The sequence below is a fragment of the Methanosarcina soligelidi genome, assembly GCF_000744315.1.
GTDB lineage: Archaea > Halobacteriota > Methanosarcinia > Methanosarcinales > Methanosarcinaceae > Methanosarcina > Methanosarcina mazei.
Window position 1 is genome coordinate 3,456,811 of record NZ_JQLR01000001.1, and the last position, 16,459, is coordinate 3,473,269.

Here is a 16,459-nt window from a genome sequence, read left to right on the forward strand (position 1 = left end):
GATCAGGGAGAAAGTCTTCTCCTGTCCCTCGGGAAGAGTACGGTATCCCGGATATTATCAGTCCCCAGCATGGTCATGACAAAGCGTTCACAGCCCATTCCCCATCCTGCATGCGGAGGCATCCCGTATTCGAAAGCTTTGAGGTAGAACTCAAAACCGTCAGGGTTTAAACCCTGGGACTCGATCCTGTTCTTAAGCAGGGAAGGAATGTGAATACGCTGGGCTCCTGAAGAGAGCTCCATTGTGCGGTGCATCATATCAAAGGACTTGCTGAATTCAGGCCTGTCTTCGTAAGGCATGGCATAGAAAGGTTTGATTTCCGTGGGCCAGTCGATGATGAAGTAATGGGACTCGCCTGTGGTCTCGTAAACGTAGTCACCGACGGTGTGCTCTCCGAGTGTGCCCAGGTCATCTCCCCAGTGCATTTTTTCTTCACAGCGGCTGTTTATGATCTCTATCACTTCATCATAGGTGAGCTTGAGGAAAGGAGTCTTCGGAACCTTCAGGTCAACCCCGAGTACTTCAAGGGAGGATTTGCAGTTCTCGATTACTCGCGTGTAAACATAAGCCACAAGGTTTTCCAGGAGCTCCATTACATCAAAGTGGTCTGCAAAACTGACCTCCACGTCAATGGAAGTGGCTTCGTTTAAGTGCCTGCGTGTATCATGTTCTTCTGCCCTGAAAATCGGCCCTATTTCAAAGACCCTGTCAAACCCGCCGCTCATAAGGATCTGCTTGAAAAGCTGTGGGCTCTGGTTGAGAAAAGCTTCCCTGTCAAAATAGGTTATCGGGAAAAGGGCAGTTCCGCCTTCTGTTGCTGTAGCAACGACCTTTGGAGTTGCGGTTTCTATAAAGTTGTGTTTTACAAAGTATTCCCTTATAGCCCGGAGGGATTCGTGTCTTATCTTGAAGACCGCAGTTGTCTCTGCTCTTCTCAGATCGATGAAGCGGGAGTCAAGCCTTGTGTCGAGTTCTGCTTCCACCTTTCCGGTGGTGTCCATTGGAAGAGGAGAACCTGAGACGTTCAGGACATTGATCTCGTCAGGGAGAAGTTCATAGCCGTTCGGTGCTTTTTCTTCAAACTTGACAGAGCCGGTCACGGAAATTACGGACTCGCGGACGAGCCTTCTGGCTGCATCAAAGAGATCTTTATCAATCTTTTTCTTTACAAGTGTGACCTGAGCCTTTCCTTCCCTGTCCCGGAGCACGACAAAACAGATCCCTCCGAGGTCTCTGACCTCATGGACCCAGCCTGCAAGGGTTACTTTCTGACCGTTCTCAACCTTATCCGGTCTGACATCGGCTGTATAATGCGTTCTGAGATTTGCTAAAGACATAAATTCACCTTAATTAGGGGATAAATTAAACGTAAATATAAGAATGAAGCTGAAACGTAGGTGAATAGTCATAACTCATTATTAATGTATTTGTTGCACCGCCCGAATTTCGCTTCGGGAGCACGAGGTCCTTTTCGCTCGCTTCGCTCGCTCAAGAGGACTGATTTATAAAGAAGCAGTATGAGTTGACCTTAAAAAGACTAATTTGCAGTTGCATCGTAGGCTGAAATCCAGAGGGACGACTATGGGATTGGTAATGCTTTTGCTTCTCCCGGAGTAGTTTACTGAATTATTGGTTTGATATTGAAGACCCGGTTGTGGCCGAGGAGTTATTTTATTCCTGAGAGGGTTGATTTACAGATGATTAAGTTCAGGTTTTAGGACTGGGTTAAAGAGATAGAAATCAGAAAAGAAATAAATAAAGGGCCAAAATGGGATACAGGCATAAAAGCTGTGAGGTTAAGAGGAGAAAAATATTATGAGAAAGAAAATATTAATTTTTTTAATAATTCTTGGTGTGTTTTTTGTTGCGGGTTGTGTTGAGAATGAGGGTTCGGATGAACCTGAACCTTCTATACCTTTAGAGGAAGTGGATAAAGGGGGAGCGGTAGGAGCCGAGGAAACTTCCAGTGGAGCAAAATCTGATATAGCTAACGTAGAGATAAGGAATTATACATATATACCCCAGAATATTACTGTAAAAATTGGGCAGACTGTAATGTGGACTAATAACGATACTGTCCTTCATGACGTGGTGGGTTCAGGTATTGAATCAGATTACCTTCAGAAAGGAGAGAAATTTATCTATACTTTTGAAAAGGAAGGAACTTACCCGTATATCTGTTCAGTACACCCCTGGATGGAAGGGGAAGTAACTGTAGAAGCTATAGGGGCCTGAATACGAAGAGTTCCTTATATGAATTAGTAAAATAAAAAATCGATAAGGAAAATGACAGCATTAATCCACATTCTGATCTTTTATAACTTGACAGAACTCCCCTCCTGAAGTTTTATTTTTTTACTTTCCAAACTTGTTTGATGGCTCTCAGAGGATTATATATGGATAGGACGTAGAGTTTTTATTGGGCCATAAACAACCCTATGATAAAGGAGTGTGACTGACAATGGGTGAAGTAGATATCAGTGAGATTGATCCAGCGTGTAAAAGTGCGCCGACAAAGACAATGAAAGAGGAAGGGGTAACAAAAATACTTCATAATATTGATTCCTTTGTAGCAACCGGGATAGTACCGAAGGACTGGAAGCCAGATATGATTTTTGAAGATGAAATTGTCTGGAAAGGATGGCTCTATGCCCTCCAGTATGAGGAAAACAAAAACGGTGAGATAATTAAACACTATGTCTGCCTGTATCCAAATGACTGATGCTCTCAGGACCTCTAAAAAATCCTTTTTGAGGAAAAAACACACCAAAAATACTGTCAAATTAAGAGGCGTCCCGAATTGAACCCTATTTTTTAATTATCGGTTTTAATTATCGGGAAACAACTTAAAATTTTTATATTTAGCTGATTCATCCTTATTTAATTCATATTTATATAAAGAAGCGTAAAACCTGAGTCTTTAGCTCAGGGGTTTTTACACGTCTTCCTAAACACCAGATCCTGAAATAGGTATCAAATTTGATTTTAGTCAACCCAAAAAAATTCTTTTTTCGAGAAATTCCATGTCAGTATTTGACTCGAGCCCTGAGATTGAATAGAAAATAAAACTGAACAGATTTTGGAAATTATTATATGACCTTTTGCTGCATATTCTACATGAATGTAAATTAAGTAAATACCTATACTGCTTAAAAAAGGATTAAGTCTCAATTCTAGCATTTTTAATGAATTATAATTAGATTTTTGAAAATATGTAGTTTTACCAGATAGGTATATATAATAGGACTGAATTCAGAGGTTCTGAATATAATAAGTATTAGAAATTTCACTGTAAAAGAGGAATAAAAAATTATACAGATTGTACACCTATCAGATATTCATTATTCGGAAGCGTACTTTGTCCCGGAAATTGCCGAATCCATGCTGCAAAGCATAAACCAGCTGAATCCGGACATTGTAGTAATTACAGGCGACCTGACAGAAAACGGGTTTTCAGCCGAATATGATGGAGTAAAGATGTTTATTGACAGGATCGAGTGCAAAAACAGGGTCCTTGTCCCTGGAAACCACGACTCCAAAAACGCCGGATATCTGCACTTTGAAGATCTTTTCGAAAACCGGTTCCAGACCCGGAACCTTGGAAATATGACTATTGTGGGAGCTGATTCCTCTCAACCTGACATTGATGACGGCCATCTGGGAAGAGAAAATTATGGCTGGATCAAAGAAGCTTTTTCAGGAGAAAATTTCAAGGTATTTGCCCTGCACCATCACCTTGTCCCTATTCCTCTTGCCGGCAGGGAAAATACTGTCCTTGTCGATGCCGGAGATGTACTTGACCTCCTGAACAAATGCAGGGTAAACCTTGTACTTTGTGGGCACTGCCACATTCCGCATGTATGGAACCTGAACAACATGCTTGTTGTAAACGCGGGAACTTTCTGCTCTTCCAAGACCAGAGGCAAAACCACTCAGTGCTTTAATCTGATCCAGGCAGAGAACAGCAAGAAAAACGGAAATGGAGAATCCGAAAAAATTGAAGACGGCGGTTGGAAAGTCCGTGTTTCAAGGGTTTTCCCTCAAGGAAATATTGAATTTATTACAGAAACAGTGATGTGAGGTGTTTAAAGCACCTCCTTTTTTCCTCCAATTTCCTCCCTTTTTTCCCTAATTCCCCTTATTCTCCCCTTAAATTTTTTATTTTTCCTTTAATTTGCCTGTTCTTCCCTTAAACTCCTTAGTATTCCTCTAATTTTTTGATTACTCCCCTAATTTCCTCATTTTTCCTTTAAATTCTTAAATGCGCAGCTTTTGAAAAACTGCCATTTTTAATTGTGGAGGGTATCTTCAAAAAAGAATATATGACAGTTTGAGAACCTCCGGATCGTGATATTTTCAGGATAACAATTTTTCTTTATTTTTCGGATCTGCATATAAGTTATGATAAAAAATATATATTTTTCAAAATAAGTAAAGGTTTATTGAACAAAAACATAGGATTTACCAGCTAAAAAGCAAAAACCTTTCATGAAAGACAGATAAAACAATTTACTATTTTATTTCATCCTGACCTGCCATTTAACCAGATTATCCACTTCAGTTTTCTCGATCTCTTTTCTCTCAGCCAGGTCATGCAGTATTTCAAGGATTTCTTTTTCTCCGACCTCAAGACCATGCCTGTCTTTAAGCTCATATATTATCCGGGAGACATCAATAGCCCCATCTTCAAGAATCCTTTTGGTAAAACCTGCCAGATCCTCATAACGAGCCCAGGGATAAATGATCCAGCGCCACCTGATGATCTTCTGGCCATAAAAATCCGGAACAAAAGAAGAGCATGTTTTGTGCTGCAGAACCGCAGTTCTGATTTCAGAAGCGTTCAGGCTCTGCACATAACCGATAGAAAGCTTCAGGGTATCTCCGGTATCGGTTACGTCATCTACAATAAGCACCTTTTTCCCGCTGATATCAACAGAGAGAGGAAATCGAATTCTCGCTTCTGCCTTCATTTCAGCACCTCTTAGATAGTGTTCGACCTTTATGGAGGTCAGGTCACTGAAAAGCAGGAAGTCAGAAACCAGCCTTCCGGGGACATATCCTCCCCTTCCTATAGCAATTATAAGGTCGGGTTTGTATCCTGAAGCCTTGATTTTCCGGGCAAGAAGCCTGGAAATGCGGTAAACATCTTCAAAGCTTATAAGCTCACACTTAAAAGATCTCTTTTCTGCAGGAGAAAAGGTTGATTTCCTGGGTGCTTTTTCTCTACTCAGATAAACCGCCTTCTTTCTTCACATAAAATATCGTTTTATCTGTTATTTTATTTACCATCCGTATCGATGTTGTAAAGATGGGATCAATATTATACATGAAAATACATATTATTACCTGAAAATATTTGAGTGAGGGAAAGCAAACAGATATGGCAAATAAGGGAGAAACAGGAGAATTCATGAAATAAGGACTTTTCAGGAAGAACAAACTTAGATCTCATCTTATAATTCCTGTTTTTCTGACACCTTATTATATTTAATTTTCTGGCAGAACTATAACAAATGAAATAAAAAAGAGAATATTTTAAGCAGCTATTATAGTAAAAGTTGCGTCTTAAAAGTGGCTGCAGTATAAGAAGCAGAAGATTGTGGAATAGAGGCTATACTGTCGAAAAGGAGCTTCAAAGCTATGCTTTCAAAAGATCACAATAGCATAATTCAGGAAGGTCTGGCTTTCATCGATGAAGGGTTTGACGAAGGAGTAAGCCGGGCTCTTGCCTCTCTGACAGAGATAGGCAAAGGCTACCTCAATGAGAGAAAGGAACTGGAAGCCGAGCAAACGGTAGCTTCCATAAAAGAGATAGGAAAGGCTGCTGCCCTTCAGGGAATGGAAAATGCGGCAGTCAGTGCTATAAGGTCTCTGGATAAAATACTCCAGTGCTCGATGAAGCAAAATATGGAAAATACGACTGTCAAGGTCCTGCTCTCCTTCGGAACAATAGGAAAAACGGCTATGGAACAGCACCTGGAAACGGTTGCAAAGCTAGCAGCGTCAATGCTCGGGAAAAGCGGAAATACGGCAGCTCTCATGAACAGAGAAAAGGAAGCTATCGCGGTTACAATAGGGCTTGGAGAGATCGGAAAAGCGGCTGCCAGAACGAAATTTTCCGATGCTTCGGAAAACGCTGCCATATGTGTCTCCTGCCTCGGAGACACCGGAAAGCTGGCTGCTCAGAAAATGCTTGAAGAAGCTGCCATCGGAGCAGAGATTATGCTGGAAGAAATGGCTGCAGCGGCTATGGAGGAAAGCCTCCAGAACGCTACGGGAAGCATAGCATCTTCTATCGAAGAGATAGGAAAAAGCGCGGAGGAAGAGGAAATGGAAAGTGCCGTTTTTCAGGCTGCTTCAGCCCTCCAGACAATTGTGGGCAGCGCAGGCAACAGGTACCTTAATGGTGCCTCAATTGCAGCAAAGGTTGCACTTGAGACTTTTAACGATTTTGATGTTATAAATAATGAAGAAAGTATAAAGAAAATAGAAGAAATAAGAGAAATTATGAGGTCACTGTGGGTGAATGCGAAATAATTCCTGGACTGCCGTGATAACATGCCCGGTCAGAATTAATGAGAGGTGCCGCATTTCAGGACAAAAATATGAAAAGGGGGAAAATCCCCTGAAAATTCAAGACCATGTGAACTTGCCTTCAGAACCTTATTTCTGTAAACCTGCACCGTATTTACTGCGGCGGGAAAATAACCCGGTCAGAAACCATATATTCATAGAAGGCGCTTCCCTGTTCAAGATCACCCCTGTACTCAATTGTTGCCTCATCGGGCTGGAAAGACATGAAATCAACAAATCCCACAGGCTCTTCCTGAGATGACCTATCAAGCTGGATAACACTTTCTGCATTTATGGAGATATTCAGGTCAGGAGCCGATATTTGAAGGCTGGCTGGTCTTTCCACGGTCTGCTCTTTGACTTTCGCTTCTGTCCAGTCACTTTCGCTGATGATTACTTCGTCACCTGAGTATTCTGCAATTACCTTACCTTTATTTTTGTCTATCAGGGTCAGGTGCTTATATTCATAATCATCACACCCATCAGATCCTCTTACCCCATAGAACACAGTCTGATAACTGTCAGTTGTAAGTTCTGACCAGCTCCACCCATGAAGCTCCCATTCCCATACAGGCTGGTCCCTTGTATAGGGGGTCATGTGGTCAAAGTACCCGTCAGCCTGCGTAACTCTATATTTTTTGCCGTCAAGCATAACACTGCCGTGAAGTTTTCCATAAGCATATTCGTATGTGGTAAAATTGACGGGATCTGTTGCACTGTCGATCGTTTTTTCTGCGAGAGGTTTGAAAAACAGGTCCAACTGAACGTTGTCGTAAGCGTAATCCAGATTGTATCCTTTAAACGCCGAACCGTAAAATTTCCTTAAACCTTCAGGGTAAGTGAAATCAAGGTATGGCTTATGAAACCCGATATAGGTTTCTATTTCATCCCTCGGCACAAAAACCAGGGTATAGTTGTCAGAAGGCTCCTCCCCATAAGGATAAAGCCCATAGAAAGTTACCATATTCGAAAGCTGCGTATCTGATTTTGAATCATAAAAAAACGTTGGAGATTCCTGGTGAACAAGTACGGTAAAAAAAGCAAGATTTTTCACATCTCCATCTTCCCCAACAAGCCTCATATCCCCATTCTGGTACCACCATTCCGACATAAAGCTGGCATCGAAATCAGTATCGTATTGCGCGCCTTCAGTGTAGTCCGGAAATCCTGTATTTCCTGAATGCCCGCTGCTCGGTTTCGCTCCTGATACGCCTGTAAAGCAAATTAAAAGGAGCGACAAAATCACTATTTTAAGATATTTCGGGTTCAAATAACTCTCTCCTCTGTTTCTTATTCCTGTTACTGAAGCCCGTTTTTGAGGCGTCCTGTGACTTTAAAAATCGAGGACACAAATAAAACAATATCAATAAGTAAACAGTTTGATAGGTAAAAATTTTTTCTATCTACAATAGTTTTTTTTATAACGTTTAATTTTGAAGGTATTGGAAAAATAGATGAGATGAAAAAATAGTTGAAATGAAAGAATAGTTGAAATGAAAGAATAGTTGAAATGAAAGAACAGTTGAAATGAAAGAATAGTTGAAATGAAAAAGGTCACTCTAAAAACAAATACATGAAAACTGAACCAGCATATTCCGACTTCATAAGAATATGCTGGTTCATGAGAACATACTGAAGAGCTACCTGCCAGAGTGGATTCAATTTTAGGGACAATATTTCAGTTTGTCAATGACTGGATAGGAGCCGGAATTCTTCCCCCCCGCTTTATGAAAGTTTCTGAACTGAAATTGCTTACAGGCATAACAGGGGCACTGCCGAGCAGCCCGCCAAATTCCACAGAATCCCCAACTTCTTTTCCGGGTGCTGGAATCACTCTGACTGCTGTTGTCTTTTTGTTTACTACCCCTATAGCCATTTCATCAGCAATGATTGCAGAAAGGGTAGTTGCAGGAGTATCTCCCGGGACTGCTATCATGTCAAGCCCGACTGAACAGACACAGGTCATGGCTTCGAGTTTTTCAAGAGAGAGAGCTCCGGCTTTTACCGCTTCAATCATGCCTGCATCTTCACTTACAGGAATGAAAGCCCCGCTGAGACCTCCCACAGAAGAAGAAGCCATTGCTCCTCCTTTTTTTACTGCATCATTAAGAAGTGCAAGGGCTGCAGTCGTGCCATGGGCTCCACAGCGTTCAAGGCCCATAGCTTCCAGAATTGCTGCAACACTGTCCCCGATAGCCGGAGTTGGAGCAAGCGAAAGGTCGAGAATCCCGAATTCAACGCCGAGCCTTCTTGAGACCTCTCTTCCGACCATTTCTCCCATGCGCGTAATTTTGAAAGCTGTCCTTTTGATTGTCTCGGAAATCTCCGTGAGGTCAGGGTTTTCGAGCTCGCAAACAGCTGCATTAACCACACCAGGCCCGCTTACGCCCACATTAATAACACATTCGGGTTCCCCAATTCCGTGAAAAGCTCCTGCCATAAAAGGGTTGTCATCAGGAGCATTTGCAAAAACCACGAGTTTAGCACAGCCTATCCCGTCTCTGTCAGAGGTCAGTTCCGCAGTCTTTTTGATTACTTTTCCCATAAGGCCGACTGCATCCATGTTAATTCCCGCCTTTGTGGTTGCAACATTAACGGACGAGCAGACCTTTTCTGTAGATGCAAGAGCTTCAGGAATGGAATTTATTAATTTCAGGTCCCCGCCAGTTTCCCCTTTATGGACAAGGGCACTGAACCCGCCGATAAAATCGACACCTGCTTCTTTTGCAGCTTCGTCCATCGTCTTTGCAATAGATACAAAGTCCCGAGACCTGCAGCTTTCTGCTGCTATCGCTATGGGGGTCACAGAAATCCTGCGGTTGATGATAGGGATCCCGTAAAGGCTCTGGATTTCATTTGTCGTCCGGACAAGGTCTTTTGCCCGCGAGGTTATTTTCGCGTAGATATTTTCGTTAAATATCTCAATATCAGGGTGGCTGCAGTCCCTGAGGCTGATCCCCATGGTAACGGTCCTGATGTCCAGATGTTCCATCCTGACCATCTGGATTGTCTCCAGGATTTCTTTAGGGTTTATAAGCATGAAAAAAATCCTCCCTTCCTGAAAAATCAGATCCTGTGCATGAAACGGAAAGCGTCTTCATGCTGAACTTTGACCTCAACTCCAAGGCTTTTGCCTTCGGCGTCCATAGCCTGCTGGAAAGCTGCAAGGTCAAAGTTTTCCTTCGGGGCTTCTGCGAGCATAATCATTGTAAAGATGCCCTGCATGATGGTCTGGCTGATGTCGACAATATTCACGTTGTAACTGGCCATTACAGTGGTGATCCTGGCAACAATTCCTACTCTGTCACTGCCAATGACCGTGATAATAAAACGGCTTGATGTCATGAAATATCTCCTGATAAGCCTGCTTGTCTGCAGGTCGGTGTATGAAAACTGTAAGCAAAGAATTTTGTCGAGATTGAAGACCTGATAGATAATAAAGTAAACTGTTAGAGTAGAAACTCCATGCTGGTATAAAACTGTTAAAGCAGAAGGTTCAGACCGATACATGTGTTGATCGTCTCAGCTAAACAAATGGATGAAATTATATAAAATTATATGAAAATAGATAAAAACATATGAAGACAGATAAAAATGCACAAAAATATATGAAATATATAATAATATGTGAAATATATAATAATATGTGAAATATATAATAATATGTGAAATATATAATAATGTATAATAATATATAATAATGTATGAAAACAGATAGAAATGAATGGAAAACAAACAAAACAGGATCAGTCTCTTATTCAGGAAAAATTAATGCTCAAATCAGGATTCCACCATAAAACAGAGCCTGATCACTCGATCTACAATCCCCTGAATATTTTCCTTTCCCCTGATTTTTACGGAGAAATCAGCGTATTTATTATACAGAACCAGCCTTTCTTCAAATAGTTCTTTAAGGCTTCTATCCCTCAGGCCCACTATACCTCTTCTTCTTGCATTCGGTATTCGCCTTGCGATGCTCCTGAAAGAAGCGTCCAGAAAGACAACTTTTGAGATGTTTTTTAAGTAGACCATGGATTTTTCGGAATAAATTACGCTCCCTCCCGGGGAAATAATACAGTTATCCACCTGCCCAAGACCCAGAATAGCTTCTTCCTCAAATCTGAGAAGAGCAGAATCGCCCTGTTTATCAATGAGTACCTGGAGGGGCATTCCAGTTTTATCTGTGATCAAACGGTCAACATCAATAAAAGTATAATCCAGACGTTTTGCAAGCGCTTTTCCTATGGTACTTTTCCCCGCTCCTGCCATACCGATTAATGTTATGTTCATTACCACACGCTTCCTGCCCATAAAATCAAGAACAAGATGCCGAAAATTTCAGATATGAAGATCGGCAGTCCATAATTTCAGGACAGAATATAATCTTCTGCTATATAAAAGATACAACGTGAATATTTTAAAGAAAAAGAAAATTCATAGGACGCACTAAAAATACTTCACGCATATCAGAAATAATTAGTCCATACTTACGAAAATTGAGAAAAAAAGCATCGGGCATAAAATGTTATATGGAATTCCAGGAAATTATTTTTTGATAAACTGTTCTGTTCTGCCTGCAGCCTGGAAGTTCCGACTATAAATATTTTTTTCAATTTCACTGGAGGAATGAGTGAATACAGACATATACTCAAGGAGAACAATTCTGCTGCCTGAGATATAATGCCTGAAAAGGCTTCTGGTTGTAAGCTTATCCACCTGTTCAAGAGAAATAATTGCAAGGTACATAAGAAACCTTATGAAAAACACAAGGTGAAGAACAAACATTTTGACCCAGGGGCTGTCAGAACTGATTGCCATCCCGCAGATCCAGTTGCAGAGCCTGAGGGAATGAGAGAGCAGCCTGATTTTGTAAAAATGAAAAAATAGAGCCAGAACTACAAAAAGAAGCACAGATCCTGCTAATAAATTAATTTCCCGCGCTACCAGATCCATATGAGTCATTAGTCTTACATTTTAATATTATTTGAATATATCTATATTTCAAAAAAGAGGAAAAAATAGAGGGATGCCTGGCAAATAAAGCGTCTGACTGGAAAAGTTTGCCAGCATGTACCCCTCAACCGAAAAAAAATCAATTCTCCGGATCCGTGATGAAATCACACCTGCCAGCCCCTACTGGCGGGAACAAAAACGGAAAAATCCGGGCCCTGACGTTAGCAGGAGGAATAACTGCCTGTAGACATTTATCCTAGGACGAACTTATATTTAACACTTTTCTAAATATTCGTAACAAAACATAGTGTCAAAAATATAAAAGATAAAAATCAAGAAGCTGCTGTCATGACCTGCTGAACCCGTTTCATTCCCCGGCATTTTCGATTACGTGTTTGCCCCTTTCGGCAGGGACAATTGTCAGTTCAGCGCCCGAAAACTCTTTTTCAAGAGGTTCACCCTCAGCGATTCTGTCCATTGTAATTGCAACTGCCGCAACTTCGGAATGGGGCTGGCTTCCCACGGCCACGTTCCAGTCAGCGAGCTGATAAATTTCGGGAGGAACTTTTTCCGCACCCACAACAATCATTAATTTGTCGCACTTTTTAAGCTCGTCAGCAAGATCCGGAAGGTTGACTCCGTACATGGAAAGGTGGCAGACTTTACCTCCTCCTTCTTTCCAGTTTCTGATTTCCTGTTTAAAGCTGACATTATTTTTAATGTAAAAGTTTCCACCCCAGCGCCTGACCACATCTTCAAGGCTCTGCACAATCCCGGAGTCATCAGAAGCAAGAAGCATGCCTTCAGCTCCAAGCATCCTGGCAGTTAAGCCAACGTGTGTGGTAATCCTCTTGTCCCTCTCAGGGCGGTGCCCCAGGCGCAGTAATACAATTCTCTTCATGTCCGGCTAAAACCCTGACAAGGTATTAAAGGGTTTCACTGAGCTTTCATTGAAAAAAAGAAAAAAAGAGAAAATTGTTCTTACAGAAATATTACTGGAACCCATAAGTTCCAGGAATTCTTCTGAGAAGCATGCCTTCGACTATTATCGGGTTTGTCCTCTGTGCCGTTGCCAGTGCATTATCAAGTTTGATCTCTTTTTCGGCATATATGGTGAGAATCGGATCTCCTTTTTTAACCTGTTCTCCTCTCTTTTTGTGTATTGCAACTCCAGCTCCCTTGTCATTTGGAGCTCCTGCAAGCCTGGCAATCTCAATTATCCATTTGTTGTCGAACTCCATAACATACCCGTCCGTAGAAGCAAAAATATCAGCAGTGTACTGCCCTGTCTGAATATCATCGGACTTGATGTTCGGGTCTCCTCCCTGGGCTTCAATGATCTGTTTCATTTTCTCGAGAGCTTTTCCACTCCTGAGAGTTTCAAGTGCAAGCTCTTTTCCCTGATCTCTCGGAGCTGCCCCTCCCATTTCAAGAAGAATGCCTGCGAGAGCCGCGCTCTTTTCAATAAGGCTGTTTGGACCTTCCATGCTCTCAAGGACTTTCATGGCTTCCTTTACTTCCAGAGAAGGTCCTACTCTCCTCCCGATAGGAGACGAACCGTAAGTAATAGCGCACTCAACATTCATTCCAAGTCTGTGCCCGAGGTTGATGAGGTCTCTGGCCAGTTTCTGTCCTTCCTGAACTGTGGGGACCTTCGTGCCCGGCCCGACAGGGATATCCATTACCACATTGTCTGCCCCGATGGCTCCTTTTTTTGCCATGATTGAGGCAAGCATCTGGTAATAAGGGTCAATGGACAGGGGATATTCAATTTTGATGAGCTTATCATCTGCAGGCGCAATATTTGTAGCTCCGCCCCAGACGAGTGCTCCTCCTACCTTTTCGGTTATCTCCTTTACTTCCTGCGAGCTGAACTCAACAGGAGAGAGCACTTCCATAAGGTCGGCAGTCCCGCCTGCACCCGTGATAGCCCTTGAACTGGTCTTTGGGATGAGCAGCCCGTTTGCGGCAACTATGGGGACAATAAGGAGAGAAATCTTGTTTCCGGGAACCCCACCTATCGAGTGCTTGTCCATAATAGGGTGCGTATCGAATTCGATAGTGTCTCCTGTATCTATCATTGCCCTTGTCAGCCATTCGACTTCGTCATCGGTCATCCCGTGGATATATGAAGCTGTTATAAAGGCAGAAAGCTCGACATCGCTCAGGTTTTCATCAACGATATCGCTTACAAGCATTTTGATCTCGTCCTGTACAACAGGCTTTTTGTCCAGCATTTTTTTGATAACGGCTGCGGATTTTGAGCGAAAAGAAGGGACAACTTCTACCGGCTTATCCCAGTCTTCGAAATGTTCATAAACTTCAGTAAAGACACCAAGAGTTCCCGGAGGAACCATGTCATCAGTTGTGTCCACAATGGCAGAAAGGCTTTGATGCCCCCGGATGCGGACCCTATCTCCGGGGTTGACTCCCAGTTCTTTCGCATCGACAATATTCAGCAACACTTTGTGCTGTCCAATTTTTATATTATAATGTTCCAGCTTCAACTGCATCAAATAACACCATCCTTTTCATTCTCAATATAATTATGATTATGTCATTGTAATTTATTTCGCCCGGACCAGATATTCTGCTGGCTTTTTCAGCGCCGAAAACTAACAGAAAATCTGAAAATATGTGGCGGGAAAAGATCAAACGTAGCACATATGGAGTAAAGGACATGGGAAGTAAGGTATGATATCAGATGATATTCACATTATCAGATAAGATATCAGACTAAATACAGAACTTACCAGACATATTAACCTTGTTATTATTCTAAGCGATTCTGTGAAAGCAAAAAGAAAACTGAAAGCATGCAGTGAAAAAAGATTAAAAATTAGAGTTTAGGGAGAAAATTTGAGGAAATTTTCATTTTCTCTCCTGTATAAGCACCACACCTGCAAGTACAAAGAGTATCCCTGCCAGTTGCCAGCCTGACACTATTTCCCTGAAAAAGAAGAAACCTGCAAAGGTAGCCACTACAGGCTCTACTGTCGCTACTATAGCCGCCCTGCTAGATTCGACTTCTTCAAGCCCTTTTGTGTAAAGCAAATAGGCAAGAACAGTGGGGAAGAAGCCAAGACCTATAAGGTAGGTCCAGAAACTTCCCGTAGAGAAAGCCTCTCCTGAAGTTTCAAAGCTAACCAGAGGCAGGAGGGCAAGGCTGGCAAAAAAGAAAGTGTAGGCTGTGATTGTTACAGTATCGTACTTTTTAAGAGCAACTTTTCCGAAAATACTGTAAAGGGCATACCCGAAACCTGCCCCCAGCCCTGTAAGGAGCCAGGGCAGAGTGATAGAGGGAGAATTTCCGAGTTCAGGAAGGTAGCCGGTTACAAAAGCACACCCTGTGAGGGTAAGGCCCAGAGAAAAAAGTTTTTTTGCATCCAGGCTTTCCCTGAAAATAATCCTGGAAAGTATTGCAACAAATGCAGGGGCTGTATACAGGAGGGTGACTGCAATTGCTATAGACGTCTCTCTGATGGTGATAAAATAACAGAGGTTAAAGAAAACAATGCTGAGGATACCTGTCCCCACAAAATAAAGAGAATCCCGGAATCTGATTTTCAGCAGTTCCGGTTTTGTAAAAAGAAGGTATAGCAGCATGATAACAGCCGCTGAGAACACCCTCATGGTTACGATCTGAAGAGTAGAAAACCCTAAACCGTAGAGCTCCCGGACAAAAATTCCTATTGTACCCCAAAGGGAACCACTCACAGCAATAAGTAAATATGCCCGTTTTTGCATTCCTTAACCTCTTCTCCAGATCTTCGGTTTAAGATACCTTTTTTAGAGACTCTTTTTCATTTGAAACCTTGTTTAACGGAATTTCATTTGAAATCTTTGTTTAGCGGAATTTTAGATGGAATATTCAACTGAAAGCAGAGCATATTTGAATAGTTATTCCTCAAACCAGAGAAAATTCAGAATGAATTATTTTTTATTGTATTTTTTACAGACTTGACCTTTCAGGAATATCAGCATTGATAAGACGCCCAAGATGCCCGATAAAAAATTCAGAGTAATTCCTGATTAAACAATAAAATTTATGATCTGGTAATGGTGCAGAAAAAAGAGAGGAAAAGAAATTAATAAAAGTAAGCGTGCACTTAACCCCGGTCATCTGATCCTGGATATGCGGCCCAGAACTTTAGCTACAATCATTGAAACCACGCCTATTAATAATGCAGTTAAGATGACCATAATAAGGTTTTCCTGTTCAGCAAATTGGAACATAAAATAGAATAAAATAACTGTGAATACTCCTCCAATAAGCAACAGAATTGCTGCCGGTACTCCCAATGTCTTTTCGGTATCCTTAGGCATAAATATGGTTCCTCCTGAGATAATTACAGCAGATTATCGTTACAACGAATTATCGTTTAAACAAATTATCATTTAAACAAATCATCTTTTAAACAAATTATCTTTTAAACAGATATTCATTCAAATAAGTTTTTAACTTACTGCTTCCAACTTACTCTTTATAAGTAATCAATAAGCTCATTAATCATAAAAGCCCGAATTCAACAAAGAATCAGGTATCTTTTATATAAGTTAGCGGAAAGAAGCGGTTCTTAATTTAGTACAGTAGCCAGAGATAAGAATATATTAGTAAAGGGTACCTTCACAGCCTTAAGCATACCGATTCTCAGGATATTACAGGAGTATCGGGCTGCTTAAGAATTATGTGCTTTGTATATACCAGATCTGGCAGAGATACGCTTTTTTCTGGTTCTAAATAAATTTAAAGTTTTTGATTTTGAATCCTGGCTGAACTGAACTAAAAAGAATTCACTTTTGAAATAGAAAGTTGCCTGTCGTATGCTTTTGAAGGAGCATGGACTTTTGAAATAGAAAGTCGCTTATCATCCGCCTTTGAAGGAGCCTGAGCTTCTGGAATATAAACCTGGGTACGGCTATTAAAAGAAAA

Annotated in this window: 15 protein-coding genes; 4 read left to right on the top strand and 11 right to left on the bottom strand. The window is 41.5% G+C overall.

Going from position 1 to position 16,459, the window contains the following annotated elements; all coding sequences use genetic code 11:
- Positions 1-2: 2 nt before the first annotated feature.
- Positions 3-1,337 (bottom strand): aspartate--tRNA(Asn) ligase, encoded by a 1,335-nt coding sequence (gene aspS, locus M886_RS14810; RefSeq protein WP_048051409.1) that lies wholly within the window; start codon positions 1,335-1,337, stop codon positions 3-5.
- 478 nt (positions 1,338-1,815) lie between these two features.
- On the opposite strand from aspS, the gene M886_RS14815 reads away from it, so the two are divergent.
- The 3 genes from M886_RS14815 to M886_RS14825 all read left to right on the top strand — a co-directional run bounded on the left by M886_RS14815 (position 1,816) and on the right by M886_RS14825 (position 4,080).
- Positions 1,816-2,235, top strand: a complete 420-nt coding sequence (locus tag M886_RS14815; protein ID WP_048051410.1) for a plastocyanin/azurin family copper-binding protein — start codon at positions 1,816-1,818, stop codon at positions 2,233-2,235.
- A 226-nt stretch (positions 2,236-2,461) separates the two neighbouring features.
- Entirely contained in the window at positions 2,462-2,722 is a 261-nt protein-coding gene (locus M886_RS14820) for a hypothetical protein (protein WP_048051411.1), read from the top strand.
- A 647-nt stretch (positions 2,723-3,369) separates the two neighbouring features.
- Positions 3,370-4,080: a metallophosphoesterase family protein gene (locus M886_RS14825; protein WP_235204037.1), complete on the top strand. Its 711-nt coding sequence runs from the start codon at positions 3,370-3,372 to the stop codon at positions 4,078-4,080.
- Positions 4,081-4,517: 437 nt separating this feature from the next.
- Here the strand turns inward: M886_RS14825 and M886_RS14830 are convergent, their stop codons facing one another.
- Entirely contained in the window at positions 4,518-5,231 is a 714-nt protein-coding gene (locus tag M886_RS14830) for a phosphoribosyltransferase (protein ID WP_316242974.1), read from the bottom strand.
- A gap of 409 nt (positions 5,232-5,640) precedes the next feature.
- Between M886_RS14830 and M886_RS14835 the strand changes: the two genes are divergently transcribed.
- Complete coding sequence (locus M886_RS14835; protein ID WP_011032033.1) at positions 5,641-6,537, top strand: hypothetical protein; 897 nt, start codon at positions 5,641-5,643, stop codon at positions 6,535-6,537.
- Between the two features lie 151 nt (positions 6,538-6,688).
- Here the strand turns inward: M886_RS14835 and M886_RS14840 are convergent, their stop codons facing one another.
- The 9 genes from M886_RS14840 to M886_RS14880 form a co-directional block, all read right to left on the bottom strand.
- On the bottom strand, positions 6,689-7,843 hold the full coding sequence (locus M886_RS14840; protein WP_048051412.1) for a hypothetical protein: 1,155 nt from the start codon (positions 7,841-7,843) through the stop codon (positions 6,689-6,691).
- Positions 7,844-8,251: 408 nt separating this feature from the next.
- Positions 8,252-9,613: a PFL family protein gene (locus tag M886_RS14845; RefSeq protein WP_048051413.1), complete on the bottom strand. Its 1,362-nt coding sequence runs from the start codon at positions 9,611-9,613 to the stop codon at positions 8,252-8,254.
- Between the two features lie 26 nt (positions 9,614-9,639).
- Positions 9,640-9,918: an ACT domain-containing protein gene (locus M886_RS14850; protein WP_011032036.1), complete on the bottom strand. Its 279-nt coding sequence runs from the start codon at positions 9,916-9,918 to the stop codon at positions 9,640-9,642.
- A 435-nt stretch (positions 9,919-10,353) separates the two neighbouring features.
- Positions 10,354-10,863: a shikimate kinase gene (locus M886_RS14855; RefSeq protein WP_048036612.1), complete on the bottom strand. Its 510-nt coding sequence runs from the start codon at positions 10,861-10,863 to the stop codon at positions 10,354-10,356.
- Between the two features lie 255 nt (positions 10,864-11,118).
- On the bottom strand, positions 11,119-11,535 hold the full coding sequence (locus M886_RS14860) for a hypothetical protein (RefSeq protein ID WP_230625043.1): 417 nt from the start codon (positions 11,533-11,535) through the stop codon (positions 11,119-11,121).
- 358 nt (positions 11,536-11,893) lie between these two features.
- A complete protein-coding gene (locus tag M886_RS14865; protein ID WP_048036609.1) occupies positions 11,894-12,427 on the bottom strand; it encodes a tRNA (cytidine(56)-2'-O)-methyltransferase in 534 nt (177 codons plus the stop codon).
- A 91-nt stretch (positions 12,428-12,518) separates the two neighbouring features.
- Positions 12,519-14,039 (bottom strand): AMP phosphorylase, encoded by a 1,521-nt coding sequence (locus M886_RS14870; protein WP_193334224.1) that lies wholly within the window; start codon positions 14,037-14,039, stop codon positions 12,519-12,521.
- 358 nt (positions 14,040-14,397) lie between these two features.
- Positions 14,398-15,273: a DMT family transporter gene (locus tag M886_RS14875; protein WP_011032042.1), complete on the bottom strand. Its 876-nt coding sequence runs from the start codon at positions 15,271-15,273 to the stop codon at positions 14,398-14,400.
- A gap of 372 nt (positions 15,274-15,645) precedes the next feature.
- Complete coding sequence (locus M886_RS14880) at positions 15,646-15,852, bottom strand: hypothetical protein (RefSeq protein WP_011032043.1); 207 nt, start codon at positions 15,850-15,852, stop codon at positions 15,646-15,648.
- Positions 15,853-16,459 lie beyond the last annotated feature (607 nt).

What these genes read in the sequence shown, in the direction of transcription:
- M886_RS14875 (WP_011032042.1), bottom strand. Translation starts at nt 15,273, where the DNA reads ATGCAAAAACGGGCATATTTACTTATTGCTGTGAGTGGTTCCCTTTGG.
- aspS (WP_048051409.1), bottom strand. Translation starts at nt 1,337, where the DNA reads ATGTCTTTAGCAAATCTCAGAACGCATTATACAGCCGATGTCAGACCG.
- M886_RS14855 (WP_048036612.1), bottom strand. Translation starts at nt 10,863, where the DNA reads ATGAACATAACATTAATCGGTATGGCAGGAGCGGGGAAAAGTACCATA.
- M886_RS14845 (WP_048051413.1), bottom strand. Translation starts at nt 9,613, where the DNA reads ATGCTTATAAACCCTAAAGAAATCCTGGAGACAATCCAGATGGTCAGG.
- M886_RS14815 (WP_048051410.1), top strand. Translation starts at nt 1,816, where the DNA reads ATGAGAAAGAAAATATTAATTTTTTTAATAATTCTTGGTGTGTTTTTT.
- M886_RS14865 (WP_048036609.1), bottom strand. Translation starts at nt 12,427, where the DNA reads ATGAAGAGAATTGTATTACTGCGCCTGGGGCACCGCCCTGAGAGGGAC.
- M886_RS14835 (WP_011032033.1), top strand. Translation starts at nt 5,641, where the DNA reads ATGCTTTCAAAAGATCACAATAGCATAATTCAGGAAGGTCTGGCTTTC.
- M886_RS14820 (WP_048051411.1), top strand. Translation starts at nt 2,462, where the DNA reads ATGGGTGAAGTAGATATCAGTGAGATTGATCCAGCGTGTAAAAGTGCG.
- M886_RS14860 (WP_230625043.1), bottom strand. Translation starts at nt 11,535, where the DNA reads ATGACTCATATGGATCTGGTAGCGCGGGAAATTAATTTATTAGCAGGA.
- M886_RS14850 (WP_011032036.1), bottom strand. Translation starts at nt 9,918, where the DNA reads ATGACATCAAGCCGTTTTATTATCACGGTCATTGGCAGTGACAGAGTA.
- M886_RS14880 (WP_011032043.1), bottom strand. Translation starts at nt 15,852, where the DNA reads ATGCCTAAGGATACCGAAAAGACATTGGGAGTACCGGCAGCAATTCTG.
- M886_RS14870 (WP_193334224.1), bottom strand. Translation starts at nt 14,039, where the DNA reads ATGCAGTTGAAGCTGGAACATTATAATATAAAAATTGGACAGCACAAA.